The sequence below is a fragment of the Marinomonas sp. 63XJN7_7_ISO-PGPR-S23-202 genome (assembly GCF_056173505.1).
This window is the reverse complement of sequence record NZ_CM149677.1, coordinates 4,054,457-4,069,737: the sequence shown is the minus strand read 5'-3', so window position 1 is coordinate 4,069,737 and position 15,281 is coordinate 4,054,457. Positions and strand designations below refer to the sequence as shown.

Genomic DNA, 15,281 nt, shown 5'->3' with positions numbered 1-15,281 from the left:
TTCTATTAATGACTGTAAGGATTGGTTTGTGAGCGAAATCAAAAACGTGGCGGTTGCCGGGGCAGGTATTGGCGGTTTGAGTGTTGCTTTGGGGCTTGCTCAGCAAGGCGTGAACGTAACGGTATTTGAACAGGCCAGTGTATTAGGTGAAGTGGGTGCAGGCTTGCAAATGAGTCCAAATGCGATGAAAGTACTGCGCCAATTTGGCTTAGAAGAGGCTCTTCGACCGTACGCCTTTGAACCGAAGCAAGCCACTATTCGTCATTTCAAATCGGGGGAATACTATTTAAAAGCTCCTTTAGGCCAGGCAGCCATTGATCGTTATGGCGCACCTTATTGGCATTTGCATCGTGCCGATTTACACCGTGTTCTGGTAGAAGCCTGTCAGACAGCAGGGGTGACGATACGGTTAGGGGCTACAGTCACGGGATACCAAAAGTCAGATCAGGACAACTCCGTTGTTTTATGTTTTCTGGATGGCAGTCAATATGATACAGATTTAGTTATCGGGGCTGATGGCATTCGTTCGGTGATTCGCGAACAAATGCTGGGTAAGCAAGCGCCTGATTTTATGGGGCAAGTGGCTTGGCGTGGGGTAGTGCCTGTCGCGAGTCTAAAAGCGACTAACATTCAGCCTGATGCCTGTGTCTGGGCTGGGCCTGGGCGTCATTTGGTGACGTATTACTTGCGAGGCGGAGAATGGGTGAACTTTGTTGCGGTGGAAGAGCGTGGTGGATGGCAATCAGAGTCGTGGCGCGAAGAAGGGGATATTAATGAACTGCGTTCTGCTTTTGCTGGTTGGCACCCTGAAGTAACTGGACTTTTGGCTGCCGCTGACAACACATTTTTGTGGGCATTAAATGGACGTAGTAGCTTACGGACTTGGTATCAGGGAAGGGTGGTATTACTTGGCGATGCATGCCATCCGATGTTGCCGTTTATGGCGCAAGGTGCGGCTATGGCGATTGAGGATGCGTATGTGTTAGTTGCCTCTTTGATGAGTAAGTCGTTACCCGACGCCCTTGCTTCTTATGAAATTCTTCGTAAACCTAGAGCCACTCGTATTCAGAATATGTCTAAAGACAATACAGGCTTGTATCATATGCACGGTGGCTTATTTGGGCCGATGAAGCTAAACGCAGTCAAAGTGGCGTCGCAACTTGCTCCGGGGGTGATTCAAGGTAAGTTGGATCCGGTTTATGGCTATGATGTCGTCAAGGCGGTTGCTGCTTGGTGTTGATGATTAGTGGCGGCTTACCAATTGAAAAAGTAAGCGGTATTAGGTACTACCCATAGAAACGCACCTATTGGTTTAAGAAGCTCAGCAATCCGCTGGGCTTTTTTTGTTTTTTTTAATTCCTTTTTTGTATAAGTGATGAATTTAATTGATTGTTTTGTTATAAATAGCGACTTCATCTCGTTAGTGGTTAATCTCATCCATACCATGGATTATTAGATGCTATTAGCGATTATCTTTCCCGCGATTATCAATCACAGGGATTCATCTCTATTTGGAATAGATCGATCACATGACTTCTAGATCTCCTTTGGCACTTTTACCTTTAGTGCTGTTTCTTGTTTTGTTCGTTGGCAGTGGACTTTGGTATCAAACTCAAGGTGTGGACTTTGCCTTTTATCAAATATCCGCCCCTGTTGCGATTTTGCCCGCCATTGTTTTGGCGATTGTTTTAGCCAAGGGCCCATTAAATAAGCGTATTGACACTTTTATTAGTGGAGTGGGAGACAACACCATCATTACCATGGTGTTGATCTATCTGCTGGCTGGCGCCTTTGCTAGTGTTGCCAAAGCCGTTGGCGGTGTCGACGCGACGGTTAACTTTGGTTTAAGTGTTGTCCCGCCTGCTTTTGTCTTGCCAGGCTTATTTATCATTACCGCGTTTGTGGCAACGTCAATGGGAACCTCCATGGGAACCATTGCGGCTATTGGGCCAATTGCCATTGGTGTGGCGAATGCGACGGATTTGTCCTTACTGCTGACGGTTGGTACGGTCATTGGTGGTGCCATGTTTGGTGACAATCTATCGATCATTTCGGATACCACTATTGCCGCCACCCGGACGCAAGGGTGTGATATGCGTGATAAGTTCCGGATGAACTTTAAAATCGCTTTACCAGCGGCTTTGATCACTTTGGTGTTGTTGTATTTTCAAAGTGAGGTGGCGAATATTGGTCAAGTAAAAGACTATGCATTGATCAAGGTGCTGCCCTATGTGGTTGTCTTAACTTTGGCGGTACTGGGTGTCAATGTTATGTTGGTGTTGTTTAGTGGCATTGTATTGGCTGGGGGGATTGGGCTAACAATGTTACCGGATTTCACAGTCGCGACTTGGTCCAAAGAGATTTACAGTGGTTATACTGGTATGCAGGAGATTCTGATTCTCTCTTTGCTGATTGGTGGCATGGGTGCGCTTATGAAAGCCCAAGGTGGTTTGGATTGGCTGGTGAGCATAATTGAGAAGATTGTTCGTGTATTTGGTGCTAAGCCTGGGTCAACTCGAGCGGGAGAGTTTAGCATCAGTGCGTCGGTTGCATTGACGAATTTATGTACAGCGAATAATACCGTCTCTATTTTGATTAATGGCTCAGTCGCCAAAGATATTGCCACACGATACAACGTGGATGCACGCCGCAGTGCGAGTCTTTTGGATATTTTTTCCTGTGTGGCTCAGGGGCTATTGCCGTATGGCGCCCAGATTTTGCTGGCATCGTCTCTTGCCAAAGTGTCGCCTTTATCCCTCATTGGTTATGTGCAATATAACTGGCTTTTGGCGGTGGCTGCGATAGTATCGATAGCCATTGCGTGGCCTAATATAAAGAAAAAGAATGGCTTGCCTCTATCGTATGTGAAATAAATAGCGAGTAGACTAGGCGCCCTAGAATTTGAGTGAAAAACCACCATTAATGGTGGTTTTTGACGTTGTTTAGGGTGTTATATCTTTCTAAAAAGGCGATATGGTGAAGCAAGGGGTGCATTTTAAGGCTGAGCTGATTTTGATCCTAGTGACTATTTTAGCAGGTTTTGGCTGGATTTTTTCTAAGGAAGCATTGTCGGGACTGCCGCCTTTATTTTTTATGGGAATGCGCTTTTTGGTGGCATGCTTTATTTTGGTGCTTGCTGGGCGTAAGTACTTTGTTGGGATGCGATGGCAAGACATGAGGCCGGCTTTATTGGTCGGTGGTGTGATGGGATTTGCCATGATGTTTTGGGTTGAAGGCCTATCAAAAACTCAAAACTTGGGAGTTGGCGCGTTCATTGCTAGTCTTGGTGTGGTTTTGGTTCCCGTTGTCGCCAAGCTTTTATTTAAGGAGCAGCCTCCAAAAAGTATTTGGGTTGCCCTTCCCATTGCGGTGATGGGGTTAGCCTTTTTAGCGTTAGATGGTGGGCTACAGTTTGAAATGGGTCAATTGTTCTTTTTGGCCACGGCATTGACGTCGGCATTTCAGTTTAATCTGTTGTCTAGGCAGTCTACTCGAATGCCTGTGTTGGTGCTCACAGCCATACAACTGGGAGTGGCTGGAGTATTGTTACTCAGCATTTCTCTGCTGACTGAAACGGTGCCTCATGTTGTGCCGACGAATGTGGTAGGTTGGTTTCTGGCGAGTACTTTGATCGCTACGAGTTTGCGCTTTCTGCTGCAAACCTATGGGCAGAGTTTGACACCAGTAAGTCACGCCGCCGTAATTATGAATTTAGAGCCAGTTTGGACCGCTTTGTTTGCTTCTATCTGGTTTGCGCAGTTGATGAGTGTCAGTCAGGTGTTTGGTTGTGTTTTGATCTTTGTTGCAATGCTAGTGAGTCGATGGCAGCAGATTAGGGTAATATTTAAACCCCGGTGAAACGGCTCACTTTGTTAATGGTAGATAAAAGAGGGTTAAAGCTAGAAAAAGGACTCAAGGTTAATCAGGTAAAATGCTATCTAGCAAGGTGTTATAGAGTTTGATGGTTTCCTGAGTAAAAGGCCGGCTTATGTAATCCCACTCGGATAACATGCCCTCTGTTAAGGTGGATAACACTTCAACACGAGCAATGGCCTCAGCTTTGCTTAAGCTTGGTGATTTTTCCATGATGATGTCAGTGGCCCTTGATCGAAGGCGTTGGTTCATTTCCTTACAGATCTTCGATATTGTCGCATTGCGCGATGCCTCTGCCTTGATTTCAAGCGTCATAATGCGAATACAATGGATTTCTTCATTGTCTTCACTGAAATGCCGAGTCAGCCAGTCTTCTTTGTCTAAAAACTCAGACATAAAACTTAAGTGTCTTTTGGTGGTTTGTTCGACCAGTGCGCAAATAATGTCGTCTTTATCATTAAAATAGCGATAGATTTGTCCAACACTGAGTTTTGCCGATTTAGCAATGGCTTGCATGCTGGTTTTATGAAAGCCCTTATGGATAACGTTTTGTTCTGTAGCGTCAAGAATTTGTTGACGGCGTTCATTACTTAGCTGTTTTGAAAAGTTGAATGTCATTTTTTTGCACTTTTGCAAGGTATATTGAAAGGTTAGCATATATTATAGTGAGAATGAACGTTCATTCTCAATGAATCTTAAGGAAAAACTCTAGATGTTGTCAAAATTTAAATATGCTTCTGGTGCGTTACTTATCGCATTACTTGTTGCTGGTTGCCAAGAAAAGGCAGCGGCTCCTTCTGGCTCACATCGGGGGGAACCAAAGGTTGAGGTTGGAGTGTTGACTATCGAGCCTCAGAAGAACGTTGAACTCAATACAGAGCTTCCTGGACGTACGTCATCAAGTTTAGTGGCTGAGATTCGACCTCAAGTAGGGGGGATCATTGAGAAGCGTTTATTTAAAGCTGGGGATAATGTCAAAGCAGGACAAGTACTCTATCAGCTTGATGACTCGTCTTATTTGTCTACCGTCAGACAGGCGCAAGCTAATTTGGAGTCTGCCAATGCAAGTTTAAAATCAGCTGAGCTTAAAGATCGACGTTATACCTTGCTGCGCAAACAGAATAATGTGTCCCAACAAGATCTAGATGACGCTCATGTGGCTTTTTTAGAAGCGAAAGCGGCCCAAAAAGGCGCAGAAGCCGCACTGCAAAACGCTCAAATTAATTTGTCGCATACAAAAATCACATCGCCAATCAGTGGACGAATTGGTATTTCTCAGGTCACCGTTGGGGCTTTAGTGACGGCCAATCAAGCGGGTGTCATGGCGACGGTTCGTTCTTTAAACCCTGTTTATGTGGATTTGGCGCAAACCAGCTTGGAGCAATTAAAACTGCGTAACTTGCTCGCTCGGCCTGGAGTGAAGAAAGGTACCAATAAGGTGACCTTGGTATTGGAAGATGGGTCAAAATACAATCATGCGGGCGTGCTGGAATCAAGCGAGATTAATGTTGATGAGTCAACGGGGAGTGTAACGTTACGTGCCGTATTCCCAAATCCGGATAATGTGCTGCTTCCTGGTATGTTTGTTCGAGGAACCATTCATCAAGCGACGTTTGATTCCGCTATTCTAGTGCCTCAACAAGCCGTCTTCCATGATGTCAAAGGCAATGCTTATGCTTACCTTGTAAATGGAAACAATAAAATTGAAAAACGTTTTATTACGACGGAGCGAGCCATTGGTAATGAGTGGTTAGTGACAAAAGGTATTAAAGCTGGCGATAGGGTGGTTATGCAAGGGTCAGCAAAAATTCATCCCGGTAGTAGTGTAATGACCGTTAACGTTAAGTTTAACCGTGAGACAGATACTGTCTCTCCAGCAAACGCTGCTACCAATTCTTCATCGAATTAAGGAAGAGAATTTATGTTGGCTCGTTTTTTTGTAAATCGTCCGGTTTTTGCCTGGGTGATTTCTATTTCCATTATGCTCGCAGGTATTTTGTCAATCACACAATTGCCTATAGCGGAGTATCCTAATGTGGCGCCGCCAGCGATAAGCATTACGGCTACTTACCCAGGGGCATCGGCTGCAACGTTAGAAAACAGTGTTACGCAAGTACTAGAAGAACAATTAACTGGGCTCAGTGGCTTGTTGTACTTTTCTTCTTCTAGTTCTTCCTCTGGTCGACTAGATATTACGGTGACCTTTAAGCAAGGAACAGACCCTGATATCGCCCAAGTCCAGGTGCAAAATAAGATTCAGCAAGTGACGTCCCGTTTGCCTGAGGCGGTGCAGCGAAATGGTATAACGGTGCAAAAGACCATGTCGGACTTTTTGCTCGTTGCTGCGGTTTATGACAGTAAGAATAAGCATACGCTAGGTGATATTTCGGATTACTTGGTTACCAATGTACAAGACCCTATTGCCCGTGTGGATGGGGTAGGGAGTGTTCGAGTATTTGGTTTCGAGTACGCCATGCGTGTTTGGCTGGATCCGCTTAAGTTGGCTTCCTATAAGTTAATGCCGTCGGACGTGGAAAATGCCATTAAAGCGCAAAACGTGCAAATTGCTGCCGGTAGTTTAGGGGGGCAACCCGCAGTAAAAGGTCAAGAGCTAAACGTGACAGTGACTGCACAGTCTAAATTTACCACGGTCAAGCAGTTTAAAAATATCATTCTTACCCATGATCAAAATGGCGCGACAGTGCGCTTGAAAGATGTTGCAAAAGTCGAGTTAGGTAGTGAAAACTACTCTTACATTGCACGTCTAAATGGCCATCCTGCTTCTGGTTTAGCCGTCATGTTGTCGCCTGGGGCAAATGCATTATCGACATCTGAAAAGGTGAAAAAGGTAATGAGTGGCCTCGAAAGTACGATGCCTGATGGTTACAAGTTAGCCTATCCTGTCGACAATACAGAGTTTATTAAGCTGTCTATCGAAGAGGTGGTGAAAACCCTTTTTGAAGCCATCGCTCTGGTTGTTATCGTCATGTTTATCTTCTTGCAAAATTGGCGAGCAACTTTGATCCCAGCCATTGCTGTTCCTGTCGTCTTGTTGGGTACCTTTGGGGTATTGGATCTGGCAGGCTTCTCGATTAACACCTTGACTATGTTTGGTATGGTGCTGGCGATCGGACTGCTCGTGGATGATGCGATTGTTGTGGTGGAAAACGTCGAGAGGGTGATGGCGGAGGAGCGGCTGTCTCCGAAGGAAGCCACCATTAAATCGATGGGGGAAATTACCAGTGCTTTGATTGGTATCGCGGTTGTGTTATCGGCTGTGTTTTTGCCAATGGCTTTCTTCTCTGGGTCAACCGGGGTTATTTACCGACAATTTTCGATCACCATTGTGTCAGCAATGACGTTATCTGTTGTGGTTGCTTTGACGTTAACTCCGGCACTTTGCGCGACGCTGTTAAAGTCAAATCATCATGTAAAAAGTACCGGATTGGCAGGCTGGTTTAATCGTAACTTTGACCGTGCGACGACAGGCTATTCAAACCGGGTAACGCGTTTGGTAAAACAGCCTATTCGTTGGATGCTGGGGTATTTTGCCATTATTGCTGGCTTGGTTTACTTAATGATGAATTTACCATCGGGCTTTATTCCGACCGAAGATCAGGGCGATCTTATGGTACTGGTAAACTTACCTCAAGGCGCCTCGATCAGTCGTACAAATGATGTGATGAAGCAGATTGAGCATCATTTCATGGTGGATGAAAAGAAAGATGTTAGGTATGTGTTTACGCTATCTGGTTATAACTTTTCTGGGTCTGGGCAAAATGCGGGCTTAGCCTTTGTTGCGCTGAAAGATTGGTCAAAACGGACAAGTCCAGCGGATAGTGCGTCGGCGATTGCCGCGAGAACCTATCCTGCTTTTGCTAAAATCCTTGATGCGCAAATCTATACTTTGATTCCGCCTTCCATCCGTGGTCTTGGTCAAAGTAATGGCTTTACCTTTGAGTTACAGGCGGCACCGGGGACTTCTCGAGCAACCCTGTTGAAATTACGTAATGAGTTGTTAGCGAATGCTAGGGCCAGCAAGATTCTTGTCGGCGTTCGTTTAGGTTCGCAACCTGAGACACCGCAATTGCATATTGACATTGATCGTTCTAAAGCGTCGGCATTAGGGTTGTCATTGAATGATATTAGTCAGACGCTCAGTGCCGCTTGGTCTGGTCAGTATGTGAATGACTTTATTGATCGCGGACGCGTTAAAAAGGTGTATGTCGAAGGGGAAGCAAAATACCGTAGTGCGCCTTCTGATTTAGCCCATTGGTATGTGCGTGGTAAGGATAATACCATGACGCCATTTTCTGCCTTTGCGCATGCAAAATGGACTTACGGACCTCAAAGTCTGACCCGCTTTAACGGCCTAGCCTCTTATGAGATTCAAGGTCAAGGGGCGCCAGGGGTGAGTTCTGGTCAAGCAATGAATGAGGTTTCTAAGCTGGTTAGTCAATTGCCGCCGGGTGCTGAGGGATCATGGAGTGGGTTATCCTTCCAGGAACAGGCCGCTAGCGGACAGACAATGATGCTTTATGGTATTTCCATCTTGGTGGTCTTCTTGTGTCTGGCAGCGCTTTATGAGAGTTGGACGGTGCCTTTCTCAGTGATTCTCGTAGTGCCACTGGGGGTCATTGGTTCGACTATCGCCGCTCATCTAATGCATCTAGAAAACGATGTGTATTTCCGCGTGGCGTTGCTGACAACCATTGGCTTGTCATCTAAAAATGCTATCTTGATTGTTGAGTTCGCAGAAGCGGCTTATCAACGCGGTAAGAATGTTTGGGAGGCCGCCTGTGAAGGGGCAAGGTTGCGTTTACGACCTATTTTGATGACCTCTGTCGCATTTATCGTGGGAACCTTGCCGCTGGCAATGTCAACTGGGGCTGGCGCAAATAGCCGTCATTCTATTGGTTCTGGTGTTGTTGGGGGGACATTGAGCGCTACGATTTTAGCCATTTTCTTTGTGCCTTTGTTCTTTGTGTTGGTGAGAAGAGTGTTCCATAAACGCAAACAGGTTGAGAGTCATAGTGATCAATCGAATGAGAAAGAAGTGACTGAATCGTAAATCACAGACAGTAAGTGAATAATTCAAAAGGGGCCCTACTATATAGTGGCTCCTTTTTTATGGTTAGATCTACAGGGATTTGCTTGAGGTTATAGGAATCTTTGCTGAGTTTATTGTGTCTGGCGCTAAGATCGGTGAAAATAGCACCATTAAAAATTAACCTTCCAGCTTTGTGTCTCGCCTCTTGTTGAAAGTAGGTGTCACCAGTCTGCGTTACATTAGAAGATTCTTACCCATGTCAAATACTGAGTTACTTGAGCAAGTTGAACAGCGCCGAACCTTTGCGATCATATCCCACCCCGATGCTGGTAAAACCACCATCACGGAAAAGTTGTTGCTTTTAGGGCAATTAATTCAAACCGCAGGCTCCGTTAAAGGTCGTAAGGGCGATAAACACGCCACATCCGACTGGATGGCGATGGAACAGCAGCGTGGTATCTCTATTACCTCGTCTGTGATGCAGTTTCCATACAAAGATCGCATGGTGAATTTGCTGGATACCCCCGGGCACGAAGACTTTTCGGAAGATACCTACCGTACCTTAACGGCTGTTGACTCGGTTTTAATGATTATTGATGGCGCTAAAGGGGTAGAGGATCGCACTATTAAATTGATGGATGTCTGTCGTCTTCGTGATACGCCCATTCTGACCTTTATTAACAAGATGGACCGAGATATTCGGGATCCCATTGAGTTGTTAGATGAGGTAGAAGAGGTGCTAAAAATTGCGGCGGCACCCATTACCTGGCCTATTGGTATGAGCGACTTCTTTAAAGGCGTGTATAACCTATACACGGATACAATTCATGTTTTTGTGCGTGGCCGTGGTCATACTTTAATGGACGATATTCGTATTGAAGGTTTGCAATCTGACGAAGCAAAAGCACTGCTCGGCGATGATTGGGAAGCTTATGTTGATGAAATCGAGTTGGTTCGTGGGGCAAGCCATGAGTTTGATCATGCCGCGTATTTGGCGGGTGAGCTAACGCCAGTATTTTTTGGTACGGCGTTATCTAACTTTGGTGTGCGTGAAATGTTAGATGGTTTTGTTGAGTGGTCGCCTGCGCCGATTGACCGTGAAACCAATACTCGCAAGGTAGAAGCGACAGAAGAAAAGTTCACAGGGTTTGTCTTTAAAATTCAAGCCAATATGGATCCAAAGCATCGAGATCGAATCGCTTTTATGCGTGTTTGCTCCGGTTCCTACACTCGCGGGATGAAGATGCGCCATTGCCGTTTGGGTAAGGACGTTAAAGTGACCGATGCGGTGTCTTTTACCGCCGGTGATCGTGAAGGTGTAGAGGAAGCCTTTTCTGGCGACATTATTGGTCTGCATAACCATGGAACGATCCAGATAGGTGACACTTTTACCGAAGGTGAAGATTTGAAGTTCACCGGTATTCCTCACTTCGCGCCAGAACTATTCCGACGTGTGCGCTTGAAGGACCCAATGAAGATGAAAGCCTTGCAAAAAGGTTTGCAGCAGTTGTCTGAAGAGGGCTCCACTCAATTATTTATGCCGCAGCGCAACAATGAATTAATTGTGGGGGCGGTGGGTCAGCTGCAATTTGAAGTGGTGGCCTACCGTTTAAAAGATGAATACAAAGTTGAGTGTATTTATGAGGCGGTGAATGTGAACTCCGCACGTTGGGTGGATTGCGATGACCCAAAACGTTTTGAAGAGTTTAAGCGTAAATGTGCAGATAACTTGGCAATTGATGGGGGTGGGCATTTAACCTATTTGGCGCCAACCCGCGTTAACTTGATGATGGCGGAAGAAAAATGGCCTGAAGTGACGTTCCGTGCAACTCGTGAACACTGATCTATACTTGACTAAATTACTAGGTTAAGAGGATAATTTGTTTAATTAATTATTCTGTAAAGTGGTATCAAGATGAGCGTTGTTGAATCGGCAAATCCCATCGAGTTTACATCGGCTGCCGCCGCTAAGTTGCAAACTCTGATCGAAGAAGAAGAAAATGACCGTCTGATGTTGCGAGTGTATGTGACAGGAGGGGGGTGTTCAGGCTTTCAATATGGCTTTGAATTTGATGAAGAGCTTCAAGAGGATGACACTAAGGTTCATCGGGACGGAGTCACTCTAGTAGTGGATCCCTTGAGCTTCCAATATTTAGTTGGGGCGGAAGTGGATTATAAAGAAAACCTAGAAGGCTCAAGGTTTACTGTCAGCAATCCTAACGCCACATCAACTTGTGGGTGTGGGGCGAGCTTTAGTATTTAGCGTTCGATAAGGAAGATTATTTAGAACCTCTTGTGCTGTAGAGTACAAGGGGTTTTTTATTCGCTGGCTTGTATAGATGGTATTAGGCCTTTATGGATAAGTTTTTCTCCCTAAGTCGTTGCTCTTCTTGATTGCCCGCCTTGCCGATGATGGGGGGGTAGTGTCCAACGAACAGTAGGCCGATCTTAGTGTCTGCTAAAAGAGCAGGTTGAAGGGTGTCGCCCTTGGCACGCCACAGTCTTAGGCCAAGCAAGTTTTTGGCTGCTTCCTCTGAGAGGTTTTTCAAGTGGTCATTGGTTGCCACGTTATATGGATAGAGTGGCGCTAATTGATCTTCTTCGCCGTCTTGGTCAAGGAAAATATGATAGTGCGTGATTTGTTGGGCGAGGAACTCGGGTAAATAGGGCGTTTTTAATATGGCTAACGTGTTTTCTTTGGGCAGAGACGAAAAAAGGGCTGGTACGTCTGGCGATCCTCTATGGGCAGATAGTAATACCGTCATCTCGACAGGGTTTCCATAATGGGGTTTAACAGGTACACGGAACATTAGTTGTTTTGTTTGCGGACGTTTTTGTATGGCAGGTTCTTGATAACTGCTGTTAGTCTTTTCTGTTATGGCGATGCTGGGGGGGACTTGCAAATACAACTGCCAATCTTTGTTATCAAGATTAAGCTCTTCGGGAGATAAAACGGTCAGTTGTGTGTCGAAGATGTGGTTGATTATGTGTTCAATTAGGTTGGCAAAAATGCTTGAAGAAGCGCTTAGAGGAAATTTCTGTCTGCTGTCGAGATGAATTTCTTTCACTTCGTTGGCGGCACTGCTTAAGTCGACAGAGTCTTTAGAAGAGCGGTTATAGCGTAACTTCTCTTTGTTAATGACGGTTGTTTTGTTGGGCAGTGTTCCAGAGCGGCTTAACGCGTCAATAAATAGCATTGATAAACACCTATCTTAATAAGGTCCAGTTATAGGAGGATATCGGCTTTTTTATTGAAGAGTTTAGGGATAGTTTGTTTTTTAATCAAAACAGACTATCCCATGACGGTGTTTTAACGGTGTAAGTTAGAAAGTTTAACGTTGGTTTCTAGTGCTGCGCGGTAAAAGAGTGCTACTTTGCCGATCGTTTGAACGACTTCAGCTTTCATGACTTTAGCGATTTCAGCAATGATAGCGTTTCTCGCCTCACGATCAGTCATACTAATGCGAACCTTGATTAGTTCGTGATCTTCCAAGGCGCGGTCAATTTCCGTTAATACCGTTTCTGTTAAACCGTTACCTGCTATCATGACAACAGGATTAAGGGAATGACCAATTAGGCGATATTGCTTTTTTTGTGCGTTTGACAGACTCATAATAAAAATTTCTCATCTTAGTTAACCCTCTTTATTGGAGGCTTTAGAGGTTAAGAGATATTATAGCGGAATATTGACTGATTTAGGTATGATGAAACCGTGGCAAGATCAAAAAGTAGTGACCGTTGGATGAAAGAACATTTTGATGATGCATATGTCAAAAAATCACATCAAGATGGTTTTCGTTCTAGAGCCAGTTATAAACTCATTGAGCTGAATGACAAAGATAAGCTTTTTCGTCCGGCAATGCGGGTGGTAGATTTAGGAGCTGCTCCAGGGGGATGGTCTCAAGTTGCCGCGAAACTAATTGGTGACCAAGGGACCATTGTTGCATCGGATATTTTGGAAATGGCACCATTACCTGGTGTTGACTTTGTGCAGGGAGACTTTACGGAACAGGAGGTCTATGAAGCGATTTTGGAGGCGATTGGCAATAAAAAAGCAGATCTTGTAATTTCAGATATGGCCCCCAATATGAGTGGTAATAATGCTGTGGATCAGCCTCAGGCAATGTATCTTGTAGAGCTTGCTTTGGATATGGCAGCTCAGGTGTTGCGTCCTGGAGGAAACTTTCTTGTGAAGGTGTTTCAGGGTGAAGGGTTCGATGACTACCTAAAAGCAATGCGAGCGCAGTTTGCAACAGTTGTAACACGAAAACCGGATGCCTCGCGCGCTCGTAGCCGCGAAGTTTATTTATTAGGAAGACAATACAAAGGTTAATAATGGTGTTCTAATGTTATACTTAGAATACTCACTCTAACCGTTAAGAGGTGTGCTCTTGAACGATATGCTAAAAAATATTTTGTTGTGGTTAGTGATAGCCGCTGTGCTGCTAACTGTATTTAACAACTTTGACTCATCATCCAATACAAACAGAATTTCGTATTCTGAGTTTGTTAAGGAAGTAAATGATGGGCAAATTGCGAAAGTGGTGATTAGTGGTTATACCATTAATGGTACGCGCAGCAACGGTGAATCATTTGAAACCGTGCGGCCAGCCGCTCAAGACCCAAAAATGATGGACGACTTGTTAAGTCATAAAGTGGTTGTTGAAGGTAAGATGCCAGAAAGGCAAAGTATTTGGACGCAGCTATTGGTTGCGAGTTTCCCGATACTGCTTATTTTGGCCATTTTTATGTTCTTCATGCGACAAATGCAAGGCGGTGGCGGTGGCAAGGGCGGCCCAATGTCTTTTGGTAAGTCTAAAGCACGCCTTTTGCCAGAAGACCAAATCAAAACAACGTTTGCCGATGTTGCCGGTTGTGACGAAGCGAAAGAAGACACCGAAGAGTTGGTTGACTTCTTACGTGAGCCAAGCAAATTTCAGCGTTTAGGTGGTAAAATCCCACGTGGTATTTTGATGTGTGGCCCCCCAGGAACGGGTAAAACCTTGCTGGCAAAAGCCATTGCAGGGGAGGCAAAAGTACCTTTCTTCACTATTTCTGGTTCTGACTTCGTCGAAATGTTCGTCGGTGTGGGGGCTTCTCGTGTTCGTGATATGTTCGAACAAGCGAAAAAACATGCTCCCTGCATTATCTTCATTGATGAGATTGATGCGGTTGGTCGTAACCGTGGTTCTGGCATGGGCGGCGGTAATGATGAACGCGAGCAAACTTTGAACCAGCTGTTGGTCGAGATGGATGGTTTTGAGGGTAACGAAGGCATTATCGTGATTGCGGCGACAAACCGTCCCGATGTATTGGATCCTGCATTACTTCGTCCTGGTCGTTTTGACCGACAAGTACAGGTTGGTTTGCCTGATATTCGCGGCCGTGAGCAGATTCTCAAAGTGCATTTGCGCAAAGTGCCTTGTGATGATGATGTGGAACCAAAAAATATCGCTCGTGGTACGCCAGGTTTTTCAGGTGCAGACTTAGCAAACCTTGTTAACGAGGCCGCTTTATTTGCAGCACGATCTAACCGTCGCTTGGTTAACATGGAGCAGTTAGAGTTAGCGAAAGACAAAATCCTCATGGGCGCTGAGCGTAAAACCATGGTGATGAAAGAAGAGGATAAGCGAAATACGGCTTATCACGAAGCAGGTCATACTATTATTGGTTATTTAATGCCTGAGCATGACCCTGTCTATAAAGTCTCGATTATTCCTCGTGGACGTGCGCTTGGGGTAACGATGTATTTGCCTGAAGAGGATAAATACAGTGTCAGCAAACGAGGGCTTGAGAGCCAAGTGTGTAGTTTGTATGGTGGTCGTATTGCAGAAGAAATGATCCATGGTTTTGACGGGGTGTCGACTGGTGCGTCTAACGATATTGAACGCGCGACGAGTATTGCGCGTAATATGGTCACTAAGTGGGGCTTGTCAGAAAAACTAGGGGCCTTTGCTTATGAGGAAGATGATAATAGTGGTAGCTATATCTCTGGTCCGACAGGCAGCAAGGCAAACTATTTCTCGCCTGAGACAGGTAAGATTATTGATGCCGAAGTGCAGGATATCATTAATCGCTGTTACGAGAAGGCAACCCAGATTTTAACGGAAAATCGCAGTAAGCTGGATGTGATGGCGGAAGCCTTGATGCAATATGAAACCATCGATGCGAAACAGATTAAAGAAATCATGGATGGTAAGAAACCCTCTCCACCAGAAGGTTGGTCTGACAGTCATGGTGACTCATCCAATGGTGATGGTGAGAAAAAAGAAGCTGTTTCCGATGCAGACTCTGAGACAAAACCTTCTTCCGAGGAAGGTGAAAAGCGTGATGATTTTGACGCGTCTCCCAATCAAGC

At 45.2% G+C, this 15,281-nt stretch carries 11 protein-coding genes and 1 pseudogene; 9 read left to right on the top strand and 3 right to left on the bottom strand.

Translation table 11 applies throughout. The features are described 5' to 3' along the window. The first annotated feature begins 28 nt into the window (after positions 1-28). From AC0VYG_RS18890 to AC0VYG_RS18880, 3 genes are all read left to right on the top strand, one after another. Entirely contained in the window at positions 29-1,240 is a 1,212-nt protein-coding gene (locus AC0VYG_RS18890; RefSeq protein ID WP_475429449.1) for an FAD-dependent monooxygenase, read from the top strand. A gap of 289 nt (positions 1,241-1,529) precedes the next feature. Further along, positions 1,530-2,873, top strand: coding sequence for a Na+/H+ antiporter NhaC family protein (locus AC0VYG_RS18885; RefSeq protein ID WP_475429448.1), 1,344 nt, complete (start codon positions 1,530-1,532; stop codon positions 2,871-2,873). Positions 2,874-2,973: 100 nt separating this feature from the next. Next, positions 2,974-3,858 (top strand): DMT family transporter, encoded by an 885-nt coding sequence (locus AC0VYG_RS18880; protein WP_475429447.1) that lies wholly within the window; start codon positions 2,974-2,976, stop codon positions 3,856-3,858. 60 nt (positions 3,859-3,918) lie between these two features. On the opposite strand, the gene AC0VYG_RS18875 is transcribed toward AC0VYG_RS18880, so the two are convergent. Then, positions 3,919-4,491, bottom strand: coding sequence for a TetR/AcrR family transcriptional regulator (locus tag AC0VYG_RS18875; RefSeq protein ID WP_475429446.1), 573 nt, complete (start codon positions 4,489-4,491; stop codon positions 3,919-3,921). A 94-nt stretch (positions 4,492-4,585) separates the two neighbouring features. On the opposite strand from AC0VYG_RS18875, the gene AC0VYG_RS18870 reads away from it, so the two are divergent. From AC0VYG_RS18870 to erpA, 4 genes are all read left to right on the top strand, one after another. Further along, positions 4,586-5,782: an efflux RND transporter periplasmic adaptor subunit gene (locus tag AC0VYG_RS18870; RefSeq protein ID WP_475429445.1), complete on the top strand. Its 1,197-nt coding sequence runs from the start codon at positions 4,586-4,588 to the stop codon at positions 5,780-5,782. Between the two features lie 12 nt (positions 5,783-5,794). Next, on the top strand, positions 5,795-8,944 hold the full coding sequence (locus AC0VYG_RS18865) for an efflux RND transporter permease subunit (RefSeq protein ID WP_475429444.1): 3,150 nt from the start codon (positions 5,795-5,797) through the stop codon (positions 8,942-8,944). 235 nt (positions 8,945-9,179) lie between these two features. Further along, complete coding sequence (locus tag AC0VYG_RS18860) at positions 9,180-10,766, top strand: peptide chain release factor 3 (protein WP_475429443.1); 1,587 nt, start codon at positions 9,180-9,182, stop codon at positions 10,764-10,766. Positions 10,767-10,838: 72 nt separating this feature from the next. Continuing rightward, a complete protein-coding gene (gene erpA / locus AC0VYG_RS18855; protein ID WP_067013329.1) occupies positions 10,839-11,186 on the top strand; it encodes an iron-sulfur cluster insertion protein ErpA in 348 nt (115 codons plus the stop codon). An 82-nt stretch (positions 11,187-11,268) separates the two neighbouring features. On the opposite strand, the gene AC0VYG_RS18850 is transcribed toward erpA, so the two are convergent. Together AC0VYG_RS18850 and yhbY are read right to left on the bottom strand one after the other, a co-directional pair. After that, the gene (locus tag AC0VYG_RS18850; RefSeq protein WP_475429442.1) at positions 11,269-12,120 is read right to left on the bottom strand and encodes a hypothetical protein; all 852 of its coding nucleotides are present in this window, start codon (positions 12,118-12,120) and stop codon (positions 11,269-11,271) included. A gap of 113 nt (positions 12,121-12,233) precedes the next feature. Further along, positions 12,234-12,536 (bottom strand): ribosome assembly RNA-binding protein YhbY, encoded by a 303-nt coding sequence (gene yhbY, locus AC0VYG_RS18845; RefSeq protein WP_475429441.1) that lies wholly within the window; start codon positions 12,534-12,536, stop codon positions 12,234-12,236. A 99-nt stretch (positions 12,537-12,635) separates the two neighbouring features. On the opposite strand from yhbY, the gene rlmE reads away from it, so the two are divergent. Together rlmE and ftsH are read left to right on the top strand one after the other, a co-directional pair. Beyond that, positions 12,636-13,256, top strand: a complete 621-nt coding sequence (rlmE, locus tag AC0VYG_RS18840) for a 23S rRNA (uridine(2552)-2'-O)-methyltransferase RlmE (RefSeq protein WP_475429440.1) — start codon at positions 12,636-12,638, stop codon at positions 13,254-13,256. Between the two features lie 58 nt (positions 13,257-13,314). After that, positions 13,315-15,148: pseudogene (ftsH, locus tag AC0VYG_RS18835) on the top strand (ATP-dependent zinc metalloprotease FtsH); the annotation flags it as partial. Positions 15,149-15,281 lie beyond the last annotated feature (133 nt).

Coding starts and splice junctions, on each gene's coding strand:
- AC0VYG_RS18865 (WP_475429444.1), top strand. CDS start 5,795: ATGTTGGCTCGTTTTTTTGTAAATCGTCCGGTTTTTGCCTGGGTGATT.
- AC0VYG_RS18860 (WP_475429443.1), top strand. CDS start 9,180: ATGTCAAATACTGAGTTACTTGAGCAAGTTGAACAGCGCCGAACCTTT.
- AC0VYG_RS18885 (WP_475429448.1), top strand. CDS start 1,530: ATGACTTCTAGATCTCCTTTGGCACTTTTACCTTTAGTGCTGTTTCTT.
- AC0VYG_RS18870 (WP_475429445.1), top strand. CDS start 4,586: ATGTTGTCAAAATTTAAATATGCTTCTGGTGCGTTACTTATCGCATTA.
- yhbY (WP_475429441.1), bottom strand. CDS start 12,536: ATGAGTCTGTCAAACGCACAAAAAAAGCAATATCGCCTAATTGGTCAT.
- AC0VYG_RS18875 (WP_475429446.1), bottom strand. CDS start 4,491: ATGACATTCAACTTTTCAAAACAGCTAAGTAATGAACGCCGTCAACAA.
- AC0VYG_RS18880 (WP_475429447.1), top strand. CDS start 2,974: ATGGTGAAGCAAGGGGTGCATTTTAAGGCTGAGCTGATTTTGATCCTA.
- AC0VYG_RS18850 (WP_475429442.1), bottom strand. CDS start 12,120: ATGCTATTTATTGACGCGTTAAGCCGCTCTGGAACACTGCCCAACAAA.
- erpA (WP_067013329.1), top strand. CDS start 10,839: ATGAGCGTTGTTGAATCGGCAAATCCCATCGAGTTTACATCGGCTGCC.